The organism is Aminobacter sp. LjRoot7, from assembly GCF_964252895.1.
Lineage (GTDB): Bacteria > Pseudomonadota > Alphaproteobacteria > Rhizobiales > Rhizobiaceae > Aminobacter > Aminobacter aminovorans_B.
This window is the reverse complement of the sequence record NZ_CAXUPX020000005.1, coordinates 18,112-38,288: the sequence shown is the minus strand read 5'-3', so window position 1 is coordinate 38,288 and position 20,177 is coordinate 18,112. Positions and strand designations below refer to the sequence as shown.

Sequence of the window (20,177 nt, the reverse complement as noted above, 5' to 3'; positions counted from 1 at the left end):
ATGAGCAAGACACAGACCCCACAGAATCCCTCCGCAGCTGACGCCACCCGCATGGCGCTGGTGATGGCTGCACTGAAACTGTTTGGCCGCCAGGGTTTCGACGGCACTTCGACGCGCGAGATCGCCACCGCCGCCAACGCCAACATCGGCTCGATCGCCTATCATTTCGGCGGCAAGGAAGGCCTGAGGCTGGCCGCCGCCGATCATGTCGTGGCGACCATTCAGTCGATCGCCAGCCAGGCGCTCGGCAACACCGGGCTGGCCCTGCCGCAGGCGGTCACGCCCGAAGAGGCCGAAGCCCAGATCGATGCTGCGGTGGAGCGCATGGTCGGCTTTATGGTTGCCCGTCCCGAAGCCGGCGAGATCGTCCAGTTCGTGCTGCGCGAGCTGTCGACGCCGACCGATGCGCTCGACCGTATCTACAGCGGCGTGTTCGAGCCGGTGCACCGCAGGCTGTGTCTCCTCTGGGCCGCCGCCACCGGCGAGGAGGCCGAGAGTGAGCGCGTCAGGATCAGCGTCTTCATGATGATCGGCCAGGTCGTCTACTTCCGCATCGCCCGCGCCGCCGTGCTGCGGCGCATGGACTGGGCCGACATCGGCCCCGCCGAAGTCGGCAAGGTCATCGGCATCGCCAAGGAAAATGTCGCCGCCATCATCGCCGCGCGAAAGGCAGGAAAGCCATGAGTATCCTTTGTTCCATACTCTTTGCCGCACAGCTGTTTTCGGCCTGTGCCGGCCCGGCACCTCTGGCCGTCGGCTATGTCGAGGGCGACTATGTCCAACTCGCCCCGATCGAGGTCGCGCAGGTTGAAACGGTTTCCGTCCGCCGCGGCGACCGCGTCGAGGCGGGCAAGCCCGTCGTCACGCTTGAAAGCGGCGACGCCAGGATCGCGGTGACACAGGCCGAGGCAGCCCTTGCCCAGGCCGAGGCACAGCTCGCCGACCTTAAGATCGGCAAGCGTCCCGACGAGATCGCAGCCCTTGAGGCCGCCGTGCGCTCCAGCCAGGCCCAGGCCGACGATGCCCAGCGCAGCCTGACCCGTACCCAGGATCTCGCCCGGCGCTCGATTGCCACCCAGGCCCAGCTCGACGATGCAACGACCAAGCTCGAGGTCGCCCAGGCGGCCTTTGGCCAGGCCACCGCCAATCTCGCCGTTGGCCGCCTGCCGGCCCGCAGCGAGGTGATCAAGGCCGCTGAAAAGCAGGTCGAGCAGGCCCGCTCGGCGCTCGGCCAGGCCGAGTGGCGGTTGTCCAAGCGCACGCTGACGGCACCCGCCGCCGGCCGCATCGACGACGTCATACGCAACGCCGGCGACACCGCCGGCCCGTCGTCGCCAGTGCTGTCGGTGCTGCCCGACGGCGCGGTCAAGCTGACTTTGTTCATCCCGGAGAGTGCGTTTTCGTCCGTCCATGTCGGCACCCGGCTCGCCGTGCGCTGCGACGGCTGCGCCGACGGGCTCACCGCCAAGGTCAGCTACGTCGCGCCCGATCCCGAATTCACCCCGCCGGTCATCTACTCGCTCGAGAACCGGCAAAAGCTCGTCTACCTCGTCGAGGCCCGCCCCGAAGACGCCAACTCGGCGCTGCAGCCGGGCCAGATCGTCGATGTGGCAGTGGAGGCAGGGCAGTAGGGGAACAAGGCAGTAGGGCAGCCTTCGAATGACTGCCCTACTGCCTTACTGCCCTACACCCTTGCCGGAGGCACCCATGAACGCCATCGAAGTCACCAACCTCGTCAAGCGCTTCGGCGACAAGACCGTCGTCGACCATGTCACCATGACCGTCGCCGAGGGCGAGATCGTCGGTTTCCTCGGGCCCAACGGCTCGGGCAAGACCACCACCATCCGTATCATGTGCGGCTTGCTGACGCCCGACCAGGGCGAGGGGCAGGTACTGGGCTACGACCTGCGCACCGACAGCCTCAAGATCAAGCGCGAGGTCGGCTACATGACGCAGAAGTTCTCGTTCTACGAGGACCTGACGATCGGCGAGAACCTCGAATTCGTCGCCCGGCTCTACAAGCTCAGACCTGTCGAGGAGCACGTCGCGCGGACCCTTGAGGAGCTCGGCCTGACCACCCGCCGCAACCAGCTCGCCGGCACGCTGTCGGGTGGCTGGAAGCAGCGCCTGGCGCTCGCCGCCTGCATCATGCACAAGCCTAAGCTGCTTCTGCTCGATGAGCCCACCGCCGGCGTCGACCCCAAGGCGCGGCGCGAGTTCTGGGACGAGATCCACCGCCTGGCGCGCGGCGGGCTCACCGTGCTCGTCTCCACCCACTACATGGACGAAGCCGAGCGCTGCCACCGCATCAGCTACATCTCGTACGGCAAGATGCTGGCGTCGGGCACCGTCGAGGACGTCGTGCGCAATGCCGGGCTGACCACCTTCGTCGTCTCGGGTCCGAGGCTCGACCAGATCGCCTCCGCCCTTGAAGGCCGGCCCGGCGTCGAACAGGTCGCCCCCTTCGGCGCCACGCTCCATGTCGTCGGCTCCGACAAAGATAAGCTCGAAGCCGCCCTTGCCGACATCGGCAGCCGCGAAGGCGTGACCGTCGAGCCGGGCGAGACCAGCCTCGAGGACGTCTTCATCCAGTTCATGGCCGCTTCCAGGGACAACATGTCATGACCGCCAACGGCTTCTTTTCCTTTGCGCGGCTCCGTGCGCTGCTGACCAAGGAATTCATCCAGATGCGGCGTGACCGCATCACCTTCGCCATGATGCTGGGCGTGCCGCTGATGCAGCTGGTGCTGTTCGGCTTTGCCATCAACAGCGACCCCAAGAGCTTGCCCGCAGCACTGCTCGCCACCAGCAATGACCAGTACACCCGTGCCATGGTCTCGGCGCTGCAGAACACCAACTACTATCGCTTCGACCACATCGCTGAAACCGCTGCCGAAGCCGAGGAGCTGATGGCCAGCGGCGAGGTCGCCTTCGTCGTCACCATCCCGGCCGATTTCGGCCGCCGGGTCGCTGCCGGCGACGCGCCACAGATCCTGATCGAGGCCGACGCCACCGATCCCTCGGCCTCCAGCGGCGCCGTGTCGACGCTTGGCACGGTGGCCAACCAGGCGCTGCTCAGGGCCCAAGGCATGGAAGCCGCCTCCGCCGAGACGGCCAAGGGACAGCTCGAGGTCGTCGTCCATCGCCGTTACAATCCCGAGGGCATCTCGCAATACAACATTGTGCCCGGCCTGCTCGGCGTCATCCTGCAGATGACCATGGTGATGATGACCTCGATGGCGCTGACCCGCGAAACCGAGCGCGGCACCATGGAAAACCTGCTCGCCATGCCGGCGAGCCCGGCCGAGATCATGCTCGGCAAGGTGTTGCCCTATCTCGTCGTCGGCGCGGTGCAGGTGACGGTGGTGCTGGTCGCCTCAAAGCTGTTGTTCGCCATCCCCTTCATCGGCTCGCTGCCGCTGCTTTTGTCGGCGATCCTGGTCTTCGTGCTGGCGCTTGTGCTGCTCGGCTACACCATCTCGACGATCGCCCGCACCCAGATGCAGGCGATGCAGCTGACCTTCTTCTTCTTCCTGCCGTCGATCCTGCTGTCGGGCTTCATGTTTCCCTATCGCGGCATGCCCGGCTGGGCCCAGGCGCTGGGCGAAATCCTGCCGCTGACGCATTTCCTGCGCATCATCCGCGCCGTCATGCTGAAGGGCGCCGAGTTCCCGGCGATCGCCATGGAGGTCGGCATACTCGGCCTGTTCGTCGCCGTGTTCGCCGGGCTCGCTCTGTTCCGCTTCCGCCGCACGCTGGACTGAAACAGCCCTGGCAGTTGCCTTGTGCCGCATGCTTTTGCGCCGCCCATGGCTCTGCTAGGCTGCCTGCTTCCCGGCGGAAGGTGCGGCACATGCTTCGCGGCGGACTACGCAACGCGCTTGCAGCGCTCCTGCTGCTTACCGCTGGCCTCGGTCACGCGGGGGCAGCCGACCTCTATTCCGTAGGCACTATCACCAGCGGCACCGCGCCCGAACGCCGCGACATCGGTTTTGCCAATTGCCTGCGCGACGTCGTTGTCCGCGCCACCGGCGACACCAGGCTGCTCAATGAAAAGCGCCTTGCCGAACAGGCCAGGCATGCTGGCGATCTGATCGCCAGCTACAGCTTCCGTGACCGGATGAGCGGCACACCTATCCACGACGAGCAGGGCAGCTACGACCGCCCGCACGACCTGACCTGTATCTTCGACCAGACAAAACTCGACGCCTTCCTGAAGTCGTTCGAGCGCGAGCCCTGGCTCAAGCGCCCGCGGCTCGTCGCCGTCATCGGCATCCGCGACATGAAGGGGGCTGCAAGCATGCTTGCCAGCGACAGCCTTGCCCCGCGCGACAAGGACATGCGCACAGCACTCATCAGCGCCGCCGACAAGCTCGCGCTGCCGATCCTGCTGCCGTCGCAGCAACAGTTGATGTTGGCGGGGCTGGCGCTTCCGGCTTTGGCAAAGACCGACCCGGCGCGCCTCGGCACCCTGGCCCGCATGGCCGGCGGCGAACGCGCGCTCGTCGGCACCATGGTCTGGAACAGCAAGCCTGCCGGCTGGGTCGCCGAATGGCGCATCGCCGACGCGCCGCCCGCCACGCGCTGGGGCATATCAGGCGTCGGCTTCGACGACGCCTTCCGCAATGCCGTCTCAGGCGCTGCGCAAGTGCTGTCGGGGCATGAAGAGCCGTAGAGAGCTAATTACCCCTTGTGGCGGGGCGACCGTGATTACCCCTTCTCCCACAAGGGGAGAAGGGACGTCTCCTCATCCCATCAACGACCTTACCCGCCTCTCGCCGCCGGCCTTGCGCCACGCATTGAACCTGTGCGTCGCCGCCGCGAACGAAATCTTCATCGCCTGGGCCACCGAGTAGCGCGACTTGCCTTCGTCGAACATGCGGTAGCAGCATTCGACGCCGTCGGGCGTCAGCTTGCCGTCGCAGGTCTTGTTGTGCGGGTTGGCCGGGTCGAACTGTTCCGGCTGAGGTTGGAGCATGCCCTTGAGGCGGGCGAGGTCTGCTTCGATGCTGGCGATCAGCTCGAGCACGGGCTTGGGGTCAATGTGATGCGCGTGCTGCTTGGCCGCCATTGTGCAATCCTTCTATCAGGTGAGATTAGGCTATATAGCCACACATTTCCCTACAACAAGGGACACGGCAGCACCTAATTTGGCATGCGGCAAATGGATCACACCCGGCCCGCGCGCATTGACCGGTGAGCGCCAAATACCTAGTTTAGAATAATTCTAATCTGGAAGATTCGCAGATGTTGTCCCGTGTATTCGGCTTCGGCCGCCGCGCTTTCGATTCCTTGTCCGAGCAGGAGATCCTGGCTCTCGCCATTTCATCGGAGGAGGATGACGGACGTATCTACCGCGCCTATGCCGACGGCTTGCGCGACGAGTTTCCGCAATCGGCAAAGGTGTTTGAGGATATGGCCGAGGAGGAGGACGGCCATCGCGACCAACTCATCGAGCAGCACCGCAAGCGCTTTGGCGAACGCATTCCGCTGATCCGGCGCGAGCATGTGCGCGGCTATTACGAGCGCAAGCCCGACTGGCTGGTGCGGCCGCTCGGCATCGACAAGGTGCGCGAGCAGGCCGAAGAGATGGAGCGGCAGGCTTATCGTTTCTATGTCGAGGCGTCCAAGCGCACCGGCGATGCCACCACCCGCAAGCTGCTCGACGATTTGGCACTGGCCGAACAGGGCCATGAATCGCTCGCCCAGAAGCTCGAGCAGAAGCACGTGCCGGCGCATGTCAGCGAAAAGGAAACCTTGGCCGAGCGCCGTCAGTTCATCCTGACGTATGTCCAGCCGGGCCTTGCCGGGCTGATGGACGGCTCGGTGTCGACGCTGGCGCCGATCTTCGCCGCCGCCTTCGCCACCCACGACACCTGGCAGACCTTCCTCGTCGGCCTCGCCGCCTCGATCGGCGCCGGCATCTCGATGGGCTTCACCGAAGTCGCCTCGGACGATGGCAAGCTGTCGGGCCGCGGCTCGCCGATCAAGCGCGGCCTCACCACCGGCCTGATGACGACGCTCGGTGGCCTCGGCCACGCGTTGCCCTACCTGATCCCGCATTTCTGGACCGCGACGATGGTCGCGGCGGTCGTGGTGTTCTTCGAGCTCTGGATCATCGCCTACATCCAGAACCGCTACATGCAGACCCCTTTCCTCCGCGCCGCCTTCCAGGTGGTCCTCGGTGGCGCGCTGGTCTTTGCCGCTGGCGTGCTGATCGGGAATGCCTGAGGCCTTTGCGCTGCCCCTCACCCTTACCCTCTCCCCGTGAAAGACGGGGAGAGGGGGCTTCAGCGTTGCGGCCATCCTCTTTCTCCCCGTCATTACGGGGAGAAAGTCCGGCAGGGGATGAGGGGCAGCGCAAACGCCGACGATGGCCTAATCCCCTTGTGGGGGAGATATCAGGCAGGGCGAGGGAAGGCGAAGGATGGCGACCTACCCATTCACCTCTCGGCTATCCCCCGGCGCTTCCGTCCGCTCGTTCAGCCCATAATCCCGCACCACCTGGGCAATGCGCAGCCGATATCCCGAAAACACCCCACCGCGCCCGGCCATCTGCGCCTGCCTGTGCTCTTCGGTGTTGCGCCATGCCTTCACCGCCTCCTCATCGCGCCAGAACGACAGCGACAGCAGCCGCTTCGGATCGGCCAGGCTCTGGAACCGCTCGATCGACAGGAAGCCATCGATGCCATCGAGCAGCGGGCGCAGGTCGGCGGCGATGCCGAGATAGGCGTCGCGCCGGCCCTCCGCCGGCTCGACCTCGAAGATCACCGCAATCATGGCTTCACCAGTTGCGCATGCGGCCCCGAAGCCAGCTTCAGGAAGATGCGGTCCTCCTTGAGGATGAACTTCTCGCGCCGCGCGAATTCATAGTTCTCGCGGCCGAGCGGGTCGCCGGCGAGCCGTGCCCGGTAGGCTTCGTAGGCCGCCAGGCTGTCGACGTTGTAGACACCGTAGGCGGTCGTCGCCGAGCCCTCATGCGGGGCGAAGTAGCCGACAAGGTCGGCGCCGCAGTGCGGGATCGCCTGGCCCCAGTTGCGGGCATACTCCTCGAAAGCCGCCTTGCCGAACGGGTCGATCTCGTAGCGGATGAAGCAGGTGATGGTCATCTTGGTCTCCGGAAATGTTGGCAATGGTTCGGCCGGCATCGAAGCGTCCGGTCAATGCGGCGTGCTAGCGCCAGAAGGGTTTTGCGACTTCACGCTCGGCGTCGCGGCGGCTGAGGCCGATGTCGTCGAGCTGTTCGTCGGTCAGTTCGGAAAGGTCGAGCCGTTGCAGATGCCTGTCGTAGCCGCGGGACAGTAACGTCAGCACCCGGCCGAATGCACCCAGCGCCAGGCGCTTCGGCGCGGTGGCGAATTCGGTTTTTGTCGGCATGGCTCACTCCTTTGTCTGGTTGGAGACTACGCCTTGCCTGACGAGAATGCTTCGACTACCATCGAACCATGGAGGTAGTTGTGCCATGAAGGAAGGTCCTGATATCGCCCGCATCGCCAGCCTGGTCGGCGACCCGGCGCGCGCCAACATGCTGACCGCGCTGATGGATGGTGGGGCGCTGACAGCCAGCGAGCTGGCGCTCGAAGCCGGGGTGTCGCTGCCGACGGCCAGTTCGCATCTCGCCAAGCTGATGGACGGCAAGCTGCTCACGGTGGCGAGCCAGGGCAGGCACCGCTACTACGCGCTGTCAGGCACCGAGGTCGCCAACATGATCGAGGCGATCAGCGGCGTCGCCGCCCATTCCGGGCCCAAGCGCGCGCGTCCCGGTCCGCGTGACAAGTCGATGCGCGAAGCCCGCGTCTGCTACGACCACCTCGCCGGCGACCATGCGGTGGCGATGTTCGACCGCTTCGTCGCCGAGGAGATCATCGTCCGCGACGACGAAGAGATCCGGCTCGGGCCGGCAGGCCAAGGCTTCTTCGCCGCCATCGGCATCGACACGTCAGGCCTTAGCAATTCGCGCCGGCCGATGTGCCGCGCCTGCCTCGACTGGAGCGTCAGGCGTTCGCATCTGGCGGGCTCGCTCGGCACCGCCATCCTCGACAAGATCCTCGCCGAGAAATGGGCGCGCCGCCCTAACGGCAGCCGCGTCGTCGAATTCACTCCGCCCGGACGCAAGGCTTTCGAGAAACTCTTCCTCGCCTGACGCTCGGTCAGTCGCAGCGACCCCGCTGACAGCCCCCGCCGATGTAACCGCGCCGCGAAACCTGTGGATAGTTTCGCGGCAATTGGCCGTTACATCGGTGGCGCAAAAGACACATCTTAACCAATGCCGCCCGATCCGGCCTAAATGCCTAGAAAAAAACACTATTCAGCCCTGATCGGGCGCATTTTCACACGAAGATTAACATCGCGTTCACCGAAGATTCACACCCGCCGGCTATGATCGCTTTCACGTTCGGGACGAGCCCCGGACGGACAGGGATAAGAACAATGGCTATCTGGAACCACCTCACTTACGCCGCTGTGGCGTTTCGCGAATTCATCGCACCGACCTACCGCCCCGAGCGTCACTATATGCGCGGCCCGGGACCTGCCTGCGCGCGCCGCACAAACACGCTTCAGTCGCGCGTGACGTTCCACTGATCATGACTGTTACCGGACGTCACGAAAGCCGCATCGCGCGGCCCACCAGCGATCACCGCTCGACCACCTTGCGTGGCGAACGCCAGGCGATTGTCGCCACGCGCCTCTAAGGCTTGCCCGCCCGCCGGCGGCGCAAGCCCGGCTGCTTCAAGACAAACGACGATCTGGCGCCCCGCATCTTCGCCGACGCGGGCGCCTTGCCAATCGGCCCGTTCATACGGGCCGTTTCGCCTTCACCACATTGCGTGACTGGCGTTCAGCTCTTTCAGCACTGCATCTTCCCTGAGAACCGCGCACAGGCGCGCGATGTTCGGCCACGCCACAGCGAGCTTGGCCGGCTCCGGGTGCCAGTACGCCAGCATCAGCAGATAGACGTCGGCGATCGACATATGCGTGCCGGCCAGCCAGTCCCGGCCTTCCAGTGCCGCGTCGACGACGCTGAAGCTGCGCTCGGCCTCGGCAACCGCCGCCGCCTGTACTGCCTCGATGCCGCCGGCGTCGGTCGTGTAGCGATGGGCGTAATATTCGCGCAGCAGCGCCGGGTAGGTCACCGATGTCAGGAAGGCCATCCAGCGCAGGAAGTCGGCGCGCCCGGGCGCATCCACTGATGGCGCCAGCCGGGCATAGGGGTGGCGCTCGGCGATCAGCTGGCACATCGCCGCCGACTCGGTCATCGCTAGCCCGTCAGGCAGCATTAGCGCCGGCACCTGGCCAAGCGGGCTGATGTTGCGGAATTCTGCGGCGGGCTCGATGCCCTTGACCACCTCGATGCGCTCGAATGGCACGCCGGCCAGCTTTAACGCCGCCTCGACGACAAAGCCGCCGCTGCCGGCGCGTGTGTAAAGCCTGTGCATGTCCGTCCCCCTGCCGCAATCCCCGGGCGCCCGGATATGACATGCCACCGACGTCCTCCTCAAGGCGGGCAGGGGCTCGCCAGAATTGATTTTTCGCCGGTCCAGCCGCAAAGGCGCAACTGCGCTGCACGATCCCGCGAAATCCGGATCGATTTTCGCATTCGACTGGCGCGCGGCCGAAAAAATCTCTGCTAGCCTGTCGAAATCCGTCAAGGTGGCGCGACTTCCGTTCGGCCCGCGACGAAGCGGCCGGGAACAACAGGAGACGACAATGCAGTACATGCTTCTGCTTCACCACGACGACACGCCGTTTACGGCGGCAAGCCCGGAAGACCAGGAGAAGATGAGCGCGCCCTACATGGCCTACAACGAAGCGCTGATCAAAGCCGGGGCCATGGTCTCGGGCGAGCGCCTGCGCGGCGCGTCGTCGGCCACCACGGTTCGTGTCCGCGACGGCAAGACCGAAGTGCTCGACGGTCCGTTCGCTACGACCAAGGAACAGCTCGGCGGCTTCTACATCATCGAGGCGCCGGACCTCGATGCCGCACTCGGTTGGGCAGCACGCTGCCCCAGCGCCAACTATGGCATCGTCGAAGTCCGTCCGATCTGGCCGACCCGCTAGCATGGCGGCAGGTGCCGAACAGGCGCGGGCGGCGGCCGAAGCCGCTGCCCGCCAGAGCTACGGCAGGCTCGTCGCCTATCTTTCGGCGCGCACCCGCGATGTCGCCGGTGCCGAGGACGCACTCGCCGATGCCTTTGCCGCGGCCTTGTCGAGATGGCCCGAGACGGGCGTGCCGGACCATCCCGAGGCCTGGCTGCTGACGGTTGCGCGGCGCCGTTCCATCGACCAGCGGCGGCGGCGCATGACCGGCGAGGCGGGTCAGGCCCATCTCAGGCTGATCGGCGAGGAACTGGAGCAGGAGATGGCGCGCGAAAAATTTCCCGACGACCGGCTCGCCCTGATCTTCGCCTGCGCCCATCCGGCGATCGAGGCCGGCGTGCGCGCGCCGCTGATCCTGCAGGCAGTGCTCGGCTTCGATGCCGCGACAATCGCCTCGGCCTTTTTGGTCTCGCCTGCGACGATGAGCCAGCGCCTGGTGCGGGCCAAGTCGCGCATCAAGCAGGCCGGCATCCCGTTCCGCATCCCCGAAAAGGCCGAGCTCCACGAAAGGCTGTCGGCCGTGCTGGAGGCGATCTACGCCGCCTTCGCCGAAGGCTGGACCGACGCCAGCGGTGCCGAATCCCGCCGCCGCAACCTCGCTTCCGAAGCCATCTGGCTCGGCCGGCTGGTGGTCGACCTGCTGCCAAACGAACCGGAAGCACTGTGCCTGCTGTCGCTGATGCTGCATGCCGAGGCGCGCCGGCCCGCCCGCCGCAGCCCGTTGGGCGAGTTCGTGCCGCTCAGCGAGCAGGACACCTTGTTGTGGGACGCGGGGCTGATCGGCGAGGCCGACGCATTGCTCCAGAGCGCCGGCGCCTTGGACGGCATCGGCCGCTACCAGATCGAGGCGGCGATCCAGTCGGCCCACGCCGCGCGGCGCTTTGCCGGCCGTACCGACTGGGCGGCGATCGCAACGCTTTACGCCGGCCTGATGACGCTCTCGGCCTCGCCGGTCGTTGCCGTCAACCATGCGGTGGCTGTGGCCTATGCCGGCGCGCTCGAACAAGGCCTTGCCCTGCTCGACGCCATCGACGATGCCCGGCTCAACGAGTACCAGCCCTACTGGGCCGCCCGCGCCGAATTGCTCTCGCTATCAGGCAACCTCACCGAAGCCGACAGAGCCTACCAGCTCGCCATTGGCCTAGAGCCCGACCAGGCCGTGCGACAATTCCTCAAGCGCAAGCGGGCGGCTGTCAGCACCCGCTGATTGGATAAGGTATGTTCTCGGTGGAAGCTCGCGCCGCCCCTCATCCGCCTGCCGGCACTTTCTCCCCGTATTGACGGGGAGAAAGAACAAGCGGCGACGTCGACACCCCTCTCACCCGTTCTTCACGGGAAGAGAGTAAGGGTGAGGGGCAATCTTAGATACAGACTCGTTCGCTCAGCCGCCCAAGCCTTCGAACAGCACCGTCGAAAGATACCGCTCGGCGAAGGACGGGATCACCACCACGATGTTCTTGCCGGCATTCTCCGGCCGCGAGCCGACGATCACCGCCGCCTGCAGCGCTGCACCCGAGGAGATGCCGACCGGCACGCCTTCGAGGCGCGCGACAAGGCGGGCATTCGCCACCGCGTCCTCGTTCGAAACCTTGATGATTTCGTCATAGACGGTCGTGTCGAGCACCTTGGGTGCGAAGCCGGCGCCGATGCCCTGGATCTTGTGCGGGCCGGGCTGGCCGCCCGACAGCACCGGCGAACCCTCCGGCTCGACCGCCACGACGTGCAGCGAAGGCTTGCGCGCCTTGATCACCTGGCCGACGCCGGTGATCGTGCCGCCGGTGCCGATGCCGGCAACGAAGATGTCGATCGAGCCTTGCGTGTCGTTCCAGATCTCCTCGGCCGTCGTCTGGCGATGGATCTCGGGGTTGGCCGGGTTTTCAAACTGCTGCGGAATGATGGCGTTCGGAATTGTCTGCACCAGCTCTTCGGCCTTGGCGATGGCGCCCTTCATGCCCTTGGCGCCTTCCGTCAGCACCAGTTCGGCGCCGAGCAGCGCCAGCATCTTGCGGCGTTCGATCGACATCGTCTCGGGCATGGTCAGGATCAGCTTGTAGCCCTTGGCGGCGGCGGCGAAGGCAAGCGCGATGCCGGTGTTGCCGGAGGTCGGCTCGATCAGCGTGCTCTTGCCCGGCTCGATGCGGCCGTCCGCCTCCAGCGCCTCGACCATGGCGACGCCGATGCGGTCCTTGACCGATGCGATCGGGTTGAAGAACTCCAGCTTGGCGATCAGGTTCGCTGCAACGCCCTTCTCCTTGGCGAACTTGTCGAGCCGCACCAGCGGCGTGTCGCCGATCGTTTCGGTGATGGAGCCATAGATGCGTCCGCGACCTGGTACGCGCGTGGAGGTAACGGGCTTGTTCATCGATTTCGCTCCCGAAAAAGGCCTGAGATGTGAACTGCGAAGATAGGGGGTCGCAGGGCAAATTCCGAGTGGGTGCCGTGCTGATTAGGCAAGGTTCACGGAAACATGTTTCCGTGAACGCCAATTATGGGGAATGAAATTCCAGTCCGCCTGTCTACTGGCGGACGGCGATGGCAGCGGCAGCACCAACCATGAAACCGGCGGCGGTGCGGTTGAGCAGCTTGAGCGCACGCGGCGTCTTGAGAAACCAGCGCGCCTGCGAAGCCAGCGCCAGATAGGGCACAAGCACGATCAGCAGCACGGCAATCGTGACGGCGACCAGAATGCCATAGTCGCCCAGCGTCAGCGCATGCAGGTCGACCACCGTCGGCATGATCGCCATGTAGAAGATCATCGACTTGGGATTGCCCAAGGTCACCGTCAGCCCGGCAAGGAAGCTCGAGAACAGGCCACCCTTGCCCTTCTTCGCCTCGATCGTCTCCGGCGTGATGCCGCTGGTCCAGAAGTTCCAGGCGAGGTAGGCGAGATAGGCGACGCCGAGCCATTTGATCGCCAAAAACACCATGCCGAAGGACTGGGCGACAAAGGCAAGGCCAAGCACGACGGCGGTGAGATAGGTCAGGTCGCCGACCACCAGGCCAAGCGACATGGCCAGCGACGAGCGGAAGCCCGAGCCGAGCGCGCGCGCCACAAGTGCCGTCACGCCCGGGCCGGGAATGGCGGCAGCGATGGCAAGTGCACCGCTATAGGCGAGGAAACCTGTAAGGGTCATGGCGGATACTCGGCACGGTTGAATGGCTGCGATATCGCACGAAACCGGTTTCCAGGGAATGCCGCGGGGATTGGGCCAGCGATCACATTTTCCCGGAAAATGCCTCGCAGACATCGACAATCGTCGCCCCGTCGTGTAGGCGCACGGTCCGATTGCGGCCCGGCATAAGCTTGGGGTCGCCCATTCATTCATGCAGAAAATTCAGGACTAGGTGATGCGACCGGCTTTCGGCGGCATAGACTTCGGCACTTCCAATTCGACCGTCGGCGTTATCGAGAACGGCCGTCCGCGCCTCGTTGCGCTCGAGGGTGAAAACGTCACGCTGCCGTCGGCCATCTTCTTCAATTTCGAGGACAACCAGACAGCACTCGGCCGCCGCGCCATCGGCGAATACACCGACGGCGCCGAAGGCCGCCTGATGCGCGCCCTCAAGAGCGTGCTCGGCTCGTCGCTGGTGCATGAAAAGACCCGCATCAAGGCGCGCTACATCGCCTTCACCGATATCGTCGGCATGTTCGTCGGCCATCTCAAGGATCGCCTCGAAAACCATGTCGGCGAGCCGGTTGAAAACGTCGTGCTCGGCCGCCCGGTGCAGTTCGTCGACGACAATCCCGAGGCCGATGCTGCTGCCCAGAGCGAGCTCGAGAAGGCCGCCCGCGCGCAGGGCTTCAAGCACATCGATTTCCAGTTCGAGCCGATCGCGGCAGCCCTCGACTACGAGCGCACGGTGACGCGCGAAGAGCTGGCGCTGATCGTCGACATGGGCGGCGGCACCTCCGATTTCTCCATCGTCCGCGTCTCGCCCGAGCGTGCCGCCGCCAGCGACCGCAAGGCCGATATCTTGGCCAATCGCGGTGTCCACATCGGCGGAACCGATTTCGACCGCCTGCTGTCGATCGCCCACGTCATGCCCGAGCTCGGCTATCTCACGCCGACCAAGGACGGCAAGCGCAACCTGCCGGCGGGCTACTTCATCGACCTCGCCACCTGGCAGCGCATCAACCTGCTCTATACGCCCAAGGCGATGCTCGACCTGCGCGCGATCCGTTTCGAGGCGCAGCGCCCCGATCTCATTGACAGGATGATTGAGGTCGTCGACCAGCGTTTTGGCCACGCACTGGCAACCAAGGTCGAAAAGGCCAAGATCGAGCTGACCGACGCCGCTGAAGCCGCCATCGACGTCAAGCTGCCGGGCGCGAAGTTCACCGCATCGCTGACCAGGCAAGGTCTGGAAGACACGATCCGCACTGCCGTCGAGCGTGTCACCGCTACCGTCGCCGACACGCTTGCCGAAGCCCAGGTCGGTGCCAAGGACATCACCGCCGTCTTCCTGACCGGCGGCTCGACCGCCATCCCGCTGGCGCGCGAAAGCATCCTGGCCCTGGTGCCGGGCGCCCAGATCGTCCAGGGCGACGCCTTCGGCTCTGTAGGCCTCGGCCTCGCCCTCGACGCCCAGCGCAAGTTCGGCTGACGCTCCGTCTCATGAAGGCAACTGGTTTCATGTTGCCTTCTCCGCCCTCACCAGTTCGACCGCTTCCGCCACCGAGGCCGCGTAGCTGACCTCAGGCTGCCGGACGCCATGGGTGATCAGCATTCGCCGTGCTTGCGGCGAAGCACCTGTTATGAAGAACCTGACGCCGGCCTTGCCGGCCTTGCGCGCCGCGCCCTCGATGACATTGGCCGCCGTTGAGTCGAGCAGGGGCACGCGGCTGCAGTCGAGGATGAAGTTCTTGCGCTGGTCGGCGATGCGGTCGAGCACGGCTCCAACCGTCGAGGCGGCCCCGAAGAAGAACGCGCCCGAGATCCGGTAAATCACGGTGCCGGCGTCGCCCGCGTCGCTGGCCTCATAGGCATGGCGGCCGCCGTTGGTCGTGTCGGCGACGTCTTCCTGCGCCAGCGGAACTTCGGCCTCGACCGCGACGTTCTTTGCCATGCGGTCGATGAACAGCAGCGCGCCTAGCGCGAAGCCAACGACGATGCCTTCGGTCAGGTCGCGGAACACCACCAGCAGGAAGGTGACCGTCAACACAAGCGCGTCGCCCCGCGACGAACGGATCAGCGCGGCGAAAGCCTGCTTCTCGACCATGTTCCAGGCCACCACCGCCAGCACGCCGGCGAGTGCGGCCAGCGGAATGTAGCTCGCCAGGGGTGCTGCCAGCAGCATGAACGCGAGCAGGAACAGCGAATGCAGCATGCCGGACACCGGCCCGTACGCCCCGGCCCGCACGTTGGTGGCGGTGCGCGCGATGGTGCCGGTCACGCAGATGCCGCCGAACAGCGCCGAACCGATATTGGCGAAACCCTGAGCCACCAGTTCGCAGTTCGAGCGGTGGCGTCGTCCGGTCATGCCGTCGGCAACCACAGCCGACAGCAGCGACTCGATGGCGCCAAGCAGCGCGAAGGCGACGGCGTCCGGCAGCACTGACATCGCCTTGTCCAGACTGAAGACGGGTAGGGCAGGCCATGGCAGGGTGCGGGGAATGCCGCCGAAACGCGTGCCGATGGTCTCGACCGGCAGCGCCAGCAAGGCGACGACAATGGATCCGACGCCGACCGCGATTAGCATGCCGGGCCAGTGTGGCCGCCAGCGCTTGAGCGCCAGGATTGTTGCGATCGTGAGTGCAGTCACCGCTACCGACGAGACGTTCACCGTGCCAGCTGCTTTCGCCAGCGCCATCAGCTTCGGCAGCAGCGGCCCCGGCTCTTTGCCCGGCAGCGTCAGCCCGAACATCTCGCTCAGCTGGCTGGCGAAGATGATGACGGCGATGCCCGCGGTGAAACCCACGGTGACGGGGTAGGGGATGAACTTGATGTAGGTGCCGAGCCTGAGATAGCCGATGGCAATCAGGATGACGCCCGCCATGACAGTGGCGAGGATCAGGCCTTCGACGCCCTCGCGCGAAACCGTAGCCGCCACCAGCACGATGAAGGCGCCGGCCGGGCCGCCGATCTGGAAGCGACTGCCGCCCATTGCCGAGACGATGAAGCCGCCGATGATTGCCGTGAACGGGCCCTTGTCCGGCGACACGCCGGAAGCGATGGCAATCGCCATGGAAAGTGGCAGCGCCACGATCGCCACCGTCAGCCCCGATATCGCGTCGGCCTTCAACTGTGCCGCGCCGTAGCCTTCGCGGAAAACCGTCACCAGCTTGGGCGTGAACAGTTCGGCGAATGTCGGTTTGTTGTGCTGTTGTCGATTCCCTGCTGTGTCCATCTTCCGCACCATGTCGAATGCGGCGGGATCGTCGGCAAAACTGTCGGCGGTCGCCGTCGCGACTACATCTTGCGGATCGCCAGGCTCAGCCGGCCTTTTTCTTCAGTCGCACGCCCCGGCCGCCGGCCTCGGTCTCGCCGATCAGCTCGATGCCGGCGGCATCGAGCGCCTCTATGACCTTGGTCAGCGTGTCGACCACGCCGCGCACGACGCCCTCGCTCGCTTCCATGCGCTGGATGGTCGGCACCGAGACGCCGGCCAGTTCGGCGAGCGTCTTCTGGTCGATGCCTGCCAGCGCTCTTGCGGCGCGCATCTGTGCGGCTGTGATCACTTGAACAGGTCCCGTCTCAATCCGCAGTATGAATGTATCATCCATTCATACTGATGTTTCAAGCATCATTATTGATGCCTGTGCCCCAAGCTATTCCTCGCCCTCGACCGGCCGCATGAAGCGCCGGCTGACCAGCCAGCACAATGTTGCCCAGGCAAAGCCGGCGCACCAGCCGGCAAGTACGTCGGACGGCCAGTGCACGCCGAGATAGACCCGGCTGATGCCGACCATGAGCGTGGTCAAGATGGCGACACCGAAGACGAAGATGGTCGCCGCCCGCCCGGGCAGGAAGCGCGCCAACAGCGCACCGAGCGTCATGTACGTCACCGCCGACAGCATCGCATGCCCGCTCGGAAAGCTCATCGTGTGCACCTGCGCCAGATGTGGCACGAGGTCGGGGCGTGGCCTATCGATGCCAAGCTTGAGCAAGCTCGACAGCACCTGGCCGCCGGCCACCGAGGCGAACACGAACAGTGCTGGCCCCCAGCGCTTGCTCATGGCGAGATAGATGACGCTGATCGCGGTGATGTAGATCAGCACCGAGGCACTGCCGAGTGCCGTGATGTCGCGCATCGCCTCTTCGACCCATGACGGGCCGATCGGGTCGGCGGTGTTGCCGGCCTCGCGGAAGAACAGCAGTATGTCGGTGTCGAAGCTGCGTGGTGCCTCGCGGGCGATCTCGGACAGCTCGACGAAGCCCCACAGGCCGCCGGCAATGATGATGCCCGCCGCCAAAAGCGAAAACTCGATCCTGTTCCACAATCTGTCGTGCATCGTCCTGCCGTGTCTCGGGGCTGTTCCGCCCTTGGGATGGCCGCTTCAGGGCCGGTTCGCAACAGGTGGGGATGGCTTTCCCAAAGAAAAGGCGTCCATGCAAAAGGTCGCAGCAGAACTGGTTGGCATAGTCGTGCCGGTCACGCTTTTGAGCGCTGCGGATTTTCGGTCAATCTGTCATGCTGTTGTTATGCACGGCAACTAGCGGTCTCGGCGAACCCCAAGCCGAACACCCAGCCAGAGGTCGACGCCATGAACCAGCCCCACGATCAGAAATTCCGCACCTCGATGCTCGAGGAGAATGACGGTCCCGGCCACAACCCGACCGACAACCGCACCATGGGCGACATCATCGCCAAGCGCTTCTCCCGCCGCGGCTTCCTCCAGGGCTCGCTCGCCGTCTCGGCCATTGCGGCAACCGTAAGCCCCATCGCCATCCTGCTCGCCGACGATGCCCGCGCTGCTTCGGCGTCGGCCTTCGCCTTCGACGAGATCGAGGCCGGCATCGATGACAAGCATCATGTCGCCGCCGGCTACGACGCCGATGTGCTGCTGCGCTGGGGCGATCCGATCTTCGCCGACGCGCCCGAATTCGATCCGGCCAACCAGTCGGCGGAAGCCCAAGCCAAGCAGTTCGGCTACAACAACGACTATGTCGGCTACATCGCGCTCGAAGGCTCGGCCGAGCACGGCCTGCTCGTCGTCAACCACGAGTACACCAACGAGCACCTGATGTTCCCCGGCATTGTCAAGATCGTCGAGGGCAAGATCGAAGTCGCTCCGGCCGACCAGAAGCGCGTCGATATCGAAATGGCGGCCCATGGCGGCACCATCGTCGAGATCCGCAAGGAGGCGGGCAAGTGGCAGCCGGTCCGCGATGGCAAGCTCAACCGCCGCATCACCTCGACCACCGAGATGCAGCTGACCGGCCCGGCCGCCGGCCACGACCGCCTGAAGACCAATGCCGATGCGACCGGCACCAAGGTGTTCGGCACCCTCAACAACTGCGCTGGCGGTGTCACGCCCTGGGGCACCTACATCATGGCCGAGGAGAACTTCCATGGCTATTTCGGCGGCGAGCTGCCGGCCGATCATGCCGAAGCCGCCAACTACAAGCGCCTTGGCCTGCCGGAAGGCACCTATGAGTGGTTCAAGTTCTACGACCGCTTCGACGTCTCCAAGGAGCCGAACGAGCCCAACCGCTTCGGCTGGATCGTCGAGGTCGACGTCAACGATCCGAACTCGCTGCCGAAGAAGCGCACGGCACTCGGTCGCTTCAAGCACGAGGGCGCCGAATCCATCGTGGCTGCCGACGGCCGTGTCGTCTTCTATCTCGGCGACGATGAGCGCTTCGACTACGTCTACAAGTTTGTGACCAAGGGCAAGTTCAACCCCAACGACCGCGCCGCCAATCTCGGCCTGCTCGACGAAGGCACGCTCTACGTCGCCAAGTTCGCCGAGGACGGCACCTTCGCCTGGCTGCCGCTGGTCCAGGGCGAGGGCCCGCTGACCGCCGACAACGGCTTCGTCAGCCAGGCCGACGTGGTCATCGAGGCGCGCCGCGCCGGCGACCTGCTCGGCGCCACCAAGATGGACCGTCCCGAAGACATCCAGCCCAATGCCGTCAACGGCAAAGTCTATGTCATGCTGACCAACAACACCAAGCGCAAGGCCGACCAGGTCGACGCCGCCAACCCGCGCGCCGAAAACGCCTTCGGCCACATCATCGAGCTGATCGAGGACGGCAGCGATTTCACTGCTGCCAAGGGCAAGTGGGAAGTGTTGCTCAAGTGCGGCGACCCCTCTGTTGCCGAGGTCGGCGCCTCGTTCTCGACCTCGACCACCCAGAATGGCTGGTTCGGCATGCCCGACAACTGCGCGGTCGATTCCGCCGGCCGCCTCTGGGTCGCCACCGACGGCAACAACCCCAAGGCCACCGGCCGCACCGACGGCCTCTGGGCCGTCGACACCGAAGGCGAGGCGCGCGCCACCTCGAAGCTGTTCTTCCGCGTGCCGGTGGGTGCTGAAATGTGCGGCCCGCTGTTCGCCCCTGACGACCAGACCGCCTTCGTCGCCGTCCAGCATCCGGGTGATGGTGGCGAGGACTGGGAAGGTTTTGGCCGCCCGTCCTACTACGAGGACCTGTCGACCCGCTGGCCCGACTTCAAGCCCGACATGCCGGTCCGCCCGGCCGTCGTCGCCATCACCAGGCAGGGCGGCGGCAAGATCGCCGTCTGATGGCTGCTACAAATTGATCAAGGAGACGGCCGCGTTCAGCGGCCGTTTTCATTTTCCGGCCAGCGCCGGCCCAAGCGTGATCAGCGCCACCGCCACCACTGCGAGCCCCACGCCGATGCCCTGTATGCCGCTCAGCTTCTCGCCGAAATAGACGATGGCCACGAGGTTGACGGCGATCAGCTGGATCACCGCCGACAGCGAAAACGACACCGACATGCCGAAGTCGCGCACCAGGCGCAGCATGATCAGGTTGCCGAGCGAATAGAGGATCAGCGTCACCACCAGCTTGCCGATGGTCGGCTCGATGCCCCAGGTCTTGGCCACCATCGCGGCGATCAGGAAGATGACGGTCGAAAAACCGAGCAGCGAAAGGCCGATGACGGACATT

General features: G+C 65.2%; 23 protein-coding genes. 12 read left to right on the top strand and 11 right to left on the bottom strand.

Annotated features, from left to right (window positions below; all coding sequences use genetic code 11):
* The 5 genes from ACSQ3E_RS15620 (at position 1) to ACSQ3E_RS15600 (ending at position 4,675) form a co-directional block, all read left to right on the top strand.
* Positions 1-684, top strand: a complete 684-nt coding sequence (locus ACSQ3E_RS15620; protein ID WP_310319764.1) for a CerR family C-terminal domain-containing protein — start codon at positions 1-3, stop codon at positions 682-684.
* On the top strand, positions 681-1,631 hold the full coding sequence (locus ACSQ3E_RS15615; protein ID WP_436123407.1) for an HlyD family secretion protein: 951 nt from the start codon (positions 681-683) through the stop codon (positions 1,629-1,631). The genes ACSQ3E_RS15620 and ACSQ3E_RS15615 overlap by 4 nt, the downstream gene beginning before the upstream one ends.
* A 76-nt stretch (positions 1,632-1,707) precedes the next feature.
* On the top strand, positions 1,708-2,625 hold the full coding sequence (locus tag ACSQ3E_RS15610) for an ATP-binding cassette domain-containing protein (RefSeq protein WP_436123406.1): 918 nt from the start codon (positions 1,708-1,710) through the stop codon (positions 2,623-2,625).
* Positions 2,622-3,764, top strand: a complete 1,143-nt coding sequence (locus ACSQ3E_RS15605; RefSeq protein ID WP_436123405.1) for an ABC transporter permease — start codon at positions 2,622-2,624, stop codon at positions 3,762-3,764. Before ACSQ3E_RS15610 ends, ACSQ3E_RS15605 begins: the two co-directional genes overlap by 4 nt.
* A gap of 89 nt (positions 3,765-3,853) precedes the next feature.
* Positions 3,854-4,675 (top strand): DUF2066 domain-containing protein, encoded by an 822-nt coding sequence (locus ACSQ3E_RS15600; RefSeq protein ID WP_436123404.1) that lies wholly within the window; start codon positions 3,854-3,856, stop codon positions 4,673-4,675.
* A 72-nt stretch (positions 4,676-4,747) separates the two neighbouring features.
* On the opposite strand, the gene ACSQ3E_RS15595 is transcribed toward ACSQ3E_RS15600, so the two are convergent.
* A complete protein-coding gene (locus ACSQ3E_RS15595) occupies positions 4,748-5,071 on the bottom strand; it encodes a hypothetical protein (protein WP_310319749.1) in 324 nt (107 codons plus the stop codon).
* A 176-nt stretch (positions 5,072-5,247) separates the two neighbouring features.
* On the opposite strand from ACSQ3E_RS15595, the gene mbfA reads away from it, so the two are divergent.
* Entirely contained in the window at positions 5,248-6,231 is a 984-nt protein-coding gene (gene mbfA / locus ACSQ3E_RS15590) for an iron exporter MbfA (RefSeq protein ID WP_310319746.1), read from the top strand.
* Positions 6,232-6,435: 204 nt separating this feature from the next.
* On the opposite strand, the gene ACSQ3E_RS15585 is transcribed toward mbfA, so the two are convergent.
* The 3 genes from ACSQ3E_RS15585 to ACSQ3E_RS15575 form a co-directional block, all read right to left on the bottom strand.
* A complete protein-coding gene (locus tag ACSQ3E_RS15585) occupies positions 6,436-6,780 on the bottom strand; it encodes an antibiotic biosynthesis monooxygenase family protein (RefSeq protein WP_310319743.1) in 345 nt (114 codons plus the stop codon).
* Entirely contained in the window at positions 6,777-7,109 is a 333-nt protein-coding gene (locus ACSQ3E_RS15580; protein WP_436123403.1) for an NIPSNAP family protein, read from the bottom strand. The genes ACSQ3E_RS15585 and ACSQ3E_RS15580 overlap by 4 nt, the downstream gene beginning before the upstream one ends.
* A 64-nt stretch (positions 7,110-7,173) precedes the next feature.
* Entirely contained in the window at positions 7,174-7,377 is a 204-nt protein-coding gene (locus ACSQ3E_RS15575; RefSeq protein WP_310319739.1) for a DUF1127 domain-containing protein, read from the bottom strand.
* Between the two features lie 85 nt (positions 7,378-7,462).
* On the opposite strand from ACSQ3E_RS15575, the gene ACSQ3E_RS15570 reads away from it, so the two are divergent.
* Both ACSQ3E_RS15570 and ACSQ3E_RS15565 read left to right on the top strand, forming a co-directional pair.
* Entirely contained in the window at positions 7,463-8,143 is a 681-nt protein-coding gene (locus ACSQ3E_RS15570) for an ArsR/SmtB family transcription factor (protein ID WP_436123402.1), read from the top strand.
* A gap of 287 nt (positions 8,144-8,430) precedes the next feature.
* Entirely contained in the window at positions 8,431-8,583 is a 153-nt protein-coding gene (locus ACSQ3E_RS15565; protein WP_165915964.1) for a hypothetical protein, read from the top strand.
* Positions 8,584-8,816: 233 nt separating this feature from the next.
* Here ACSQ3E_RS15565 and ACSQ3E_RS15560 read toward each other — a convergent pair whose 3' ends face one another.
* Positions 8,817-9,437, bottom strand: coding sequence for a glutathione S-transferase family protein (locus tag ACSQ3E_RS15560; protein ID WP_436123401.1), 621 nt, complete (start codon positions 9,435-9,437; stop codon positions 8,817-8,819).
* Positions 9,438-9,708: 271 nt separating this feature from the next.
* Between ACSQ3E_RS15560 and ACSQ3E_RS15555 the strand changes: the two genes are divergently transcribed.
* Both ACSQ3E_RS15555 and ACSQ3E_RS15550 read left to right on the top strand, forming a co-directional pair.
* On the top strand, positions 9,709-10,059 hold the full coding sequence (locus tag ACSQ3E_RS15555; RefSeq protein WP_310319726.1) for a YciI family protein: 351 nt from the start codon (positions 9,709-9,711) through the stop codon (positions 10,057-10,059).
* 1 nt (position 10,060) lies between these two features.
* Positions 10,061-11,305, top strand: coding sequence for an RNA polymerase sigma factor (locus tag ACSQ3E_RS15550; RefSeq protein WP_436123400.1), 1,245 nt, complete (start codon positions 10,061-10,063; stop codon positions 11,303-11,305).
* A gap of 174 nt (positions 11,306-11,479) precedes the next feature.
* Here ACSQ3E_RS15550 and cysK read toward each other — a convergent pair whose 3' ends face one another.
* Together cysK and ACSQ3E_RS15540 are read right to left on the bottom strand one after the other, a co-directional pair.
* A complete protein-coding gene (gene cysK, locus ACSQ3E_RS15545; RefSeq protein WP_436123399.1) occupies positions 11,480-12,460 on the bottom strand; it encodes a cysteine synthase A in 981 nt (326 codons plus the stop codon).
* A gap of 154 nt (positions 12,461-12,614) precedes the next feature.
* On the bottom strand, positions 12,615-13,232 hold the full coding sequence (locus tag ACSQ3E_RS15540) for a LysE family translocator (protein WP_436123398.1): 618 nt from the start codon (positions 13,230-13,232) through the stop codon (positions 12,615-12,617).
* Positions 13,233-13,446: 214 nt separating this feature from the next.
* On the opposite strand from ACSQ3E_RS15540, the gene ACSQ3E_RS15535 reads away from it, so the two are divergent.
* Positions 13,447-14,703 carry an Hsp70 family protein gene (locus tag ACSQ3E_RS15535; protein ID WP_436123397.1) on the top strand — a complete coding sequence of 419 codons (1,257 nt, stop codon included), beginning with the start codon at positions 13,447-13,449 and terminating at the stop codon, positions 14,701-14,703.
* Between the two features lie 27 nt (positions 14,704-14,730).
* Here ACSQ3E_RS15535 and ACSQ3E_RS15530 read toward each other — a convergent pair whose 3' ends face one another.
* The 3 genes from ACSQ3E_RS15530 to ACSQ3E_RS15520 form a co-directional block, all read right to left on the bottom strand.
* Complete coding sequence (locus ACSQ3E_RS15530; protein ID WP_436123396.1) at positions 14,731-16,446, bottom strand: SulP family inorganic anion transporter; 1,716 nt, start codon at positions 16,444-16,446, stop codon at positions 14,731-14,733.
* Between the two features lie 85 nt (positions 16,447-16,531).
* Positions 16,532-16,777, bottom strand: coding sequence for a helix-turn-helix domain-containing protein (locus ACSQ3E_RS15525; protein WP_310319707.1), 246 nt, complete (start codon positions 16,775-16,777; stop codon positions 16,532-16,534).
* 90 nt (positions 16,778-16,867) lie between these two features.
* Positions 16,868-17,551 carry a phosphatase PAP2 family protein gene (locus ACSQ3E_RS15520; protein ID WP_436123395.1) on the bottom strand — a complete coding sequence of 228 codons (684 nt, stop codon included), beginning with the start codon at positions 17,549-17,551 and terminating at the stop codon, positions 16,868-16,870.
* A 252-nt stretch (positions 17,552-17,803) separates the two neighbouring features.
* On the opposite strand from ACSQ3E_RS15520, the gene ACSQ3E_RS15515 reads away from it, so the two are divergent.
* Positions 17,804-19,789 carry a PhoX family protein gene (locus tag ACSQ3E_RS15515; RefSeq protein ID WP_436123394.1) on the top strand — a complete coding sequence of 662 codons (1,986 nt, stop codon included), beginning with the start codon at positions 17,804-17,806 and terminating at the stop codon, positions 19,787-19,789.
* Positions 19,790-19,837: 48 nt separating this feature from the next.
* Here ACSQ3E_RS15515 and ACSQ3E_RS15510 read toward each other — a convergent pair whose 3' ends face one another.
* Positions 19,838-20,176: a hypothetical protein gene (locus ACSQ3E_RS15510; RefSeq protein WP_310319698.1), complete on the bottom strand. Its 339-nt coding sequence runs from the start codon at positions 20,174-20,176 to the stop codon at positions 19,838-19,840.
* Position 20,177: the final 1 nt, after the last annotated feature.

Coding starts and splice junctions, on each gene's coding strand:
- ACSQ3E_RS15540 (WP_436123398.1), bottom strand. CDS start 13,232: ATGACCCTTACAGGTTTCCTCGCCTATAGCGGTGCACTTGCCATCGCT.
- ACSQ3E_RS15580 (WP_436123403.1), bottom strand. CDS start 7,109: ATGACCATCACCTGCTTCATCCGCTACGAGATCGACCCGTTCGGCAAG.
- ACSQ3E_RS15585 (WP_310319743.1), bottom strand. CDS start 6,780: ATGATTGCGGTGATCTTCGAGGTCGAGCCGGCGGAGGGCCGGCGCGAC.
- ACSQ3E_RS15530 (WP_436123396.1), bottom strand. CDS start 16,446: ATGGACACAGCAGGGAATCGACAACAGCACAACAAACCGACATTCGCC.
- cysK (WP_436123399.1), bottom strand. CDS start 12,460: ATGAACAAGCCCGTTACCTCCACGCGCGTACCAGGTCGCGGACGCATC.
- ACSQ3E_RS15575 (WP_310319739.1), bottom strand. CDS start 7,377: ATGCCGACAAAAACCGAATTCGCCACCGCGCCGAAGCGCCTGGCGCTG.
- ACSQ3E_RS15610 (WP_436123406.1), top strand. CDS start 1,708: ATGAACGCCATCGAAGTCACCAACCTCGTCAAGCGCTTCGGCGACAAG.
- ACSQ3E_RS15600 (WP_436123404.1), top strand. CDS start 3,854: ATGCTTCGCGGCGGACTACGCAACGCGCTTGCAGCGCTCCTGCTGCTT.
- ACSQ3E_RS15555 (WP_310319726.1), top strand. CDS start 9,709: ATGCAGTACATGCTTCTGCTTCACCACGACGACACGCCGTTTACGGCG.
- ACSQ3E_RS15515 (WP_436123394.1), top strand. CDS start 17,804: ATGAACCAGCCCCACGATCAGAAATTCCGCACCTCGATGCTCGAGGAG.
- ACSQ3E_RS15570 (WP_436123402.1), top strand. CDS start 7,463: ATGAAGGAAGGTCCTGATATCGCCCGCATCGCCAGCCTGGTCGGCGAC.
- ACSQ3E_RS15620 (WP_310319764.1), top strand. CDS start 1: ATGAGCAAGACACAGACCCCACAGAATCCCTCCGCAGCTGACGCCACC.
- ACSQ3E_RS15520 (WP_436123395.1), bottom strand. CDS start 17,551: ATGCACGACAGATTGTGGAACAGGATCGAGTTTTCGCTTTTGGCGGCG.
- ACSQ3E_RS15595 (WP_310319749.1), bottom strand. CDS start 5,071: ATGGCGGCCAAGCAGCACGCGCATCACATTGACCCCAAGCCCGTGCTC.
- ACSQ3E_RS15565 (WP_165915964.1), top strand. CDS start 8,431: ATGGCTATCTGGAACCACCTCACTTACGCCGCTGTGGCGTTTCGCGAA.
- ACSQ3E_RS15560 (WP_436123401.1), bottom strand. CDS start 9,437: ATGCACAGGCTTTACACACGCGCCGGCAGCGGCGGCTTTGTCGTCGAG.
- ACSQ3E_RS15535 (WP_436123397.1), top strand. CDS start 13,447: ATGCGACCGGCTTTCGGCGGCATAGACTTCGGCACTTCCAATTCGACC.
- mbfA (WP_310319746.1), top strand. CDS start 5,248: ATGTTGTCCCGTGTATTCGGCTTCGGCCGCCGCGCTTTCGATTCCTTG.
- ACSQ3E_RS15615 (WP_436123407.1), top strand. CDS start 681: ATGAGTATCCTTTGTTCCATACTCTTTGCCGCACAGCTGTTTTCGGCC.
- ACSQ3E_RS15605 (WP_436123405.1), top strand. CDS start 2,622: ATGACCGCCAACGGCTTCTTTTCCTTTGCGCGGCTCCGTGCGCTGCTG.
- ACSQ3E_RS15510 (WP_310319698.1), bottom strand. CDS start 20,176: ATGTCCGTCATCGGCCTTTCGCTGCTCGGTTTTTCGACCGTCATCTTC.
- ACSQ3E_RS15550 (WP_436123400.1), top strand. CDS start 10,061: ATGGCGGCAGGTGCCGAACAGGCGCGGGCGGCGGCCGAAGCCGCTGCC.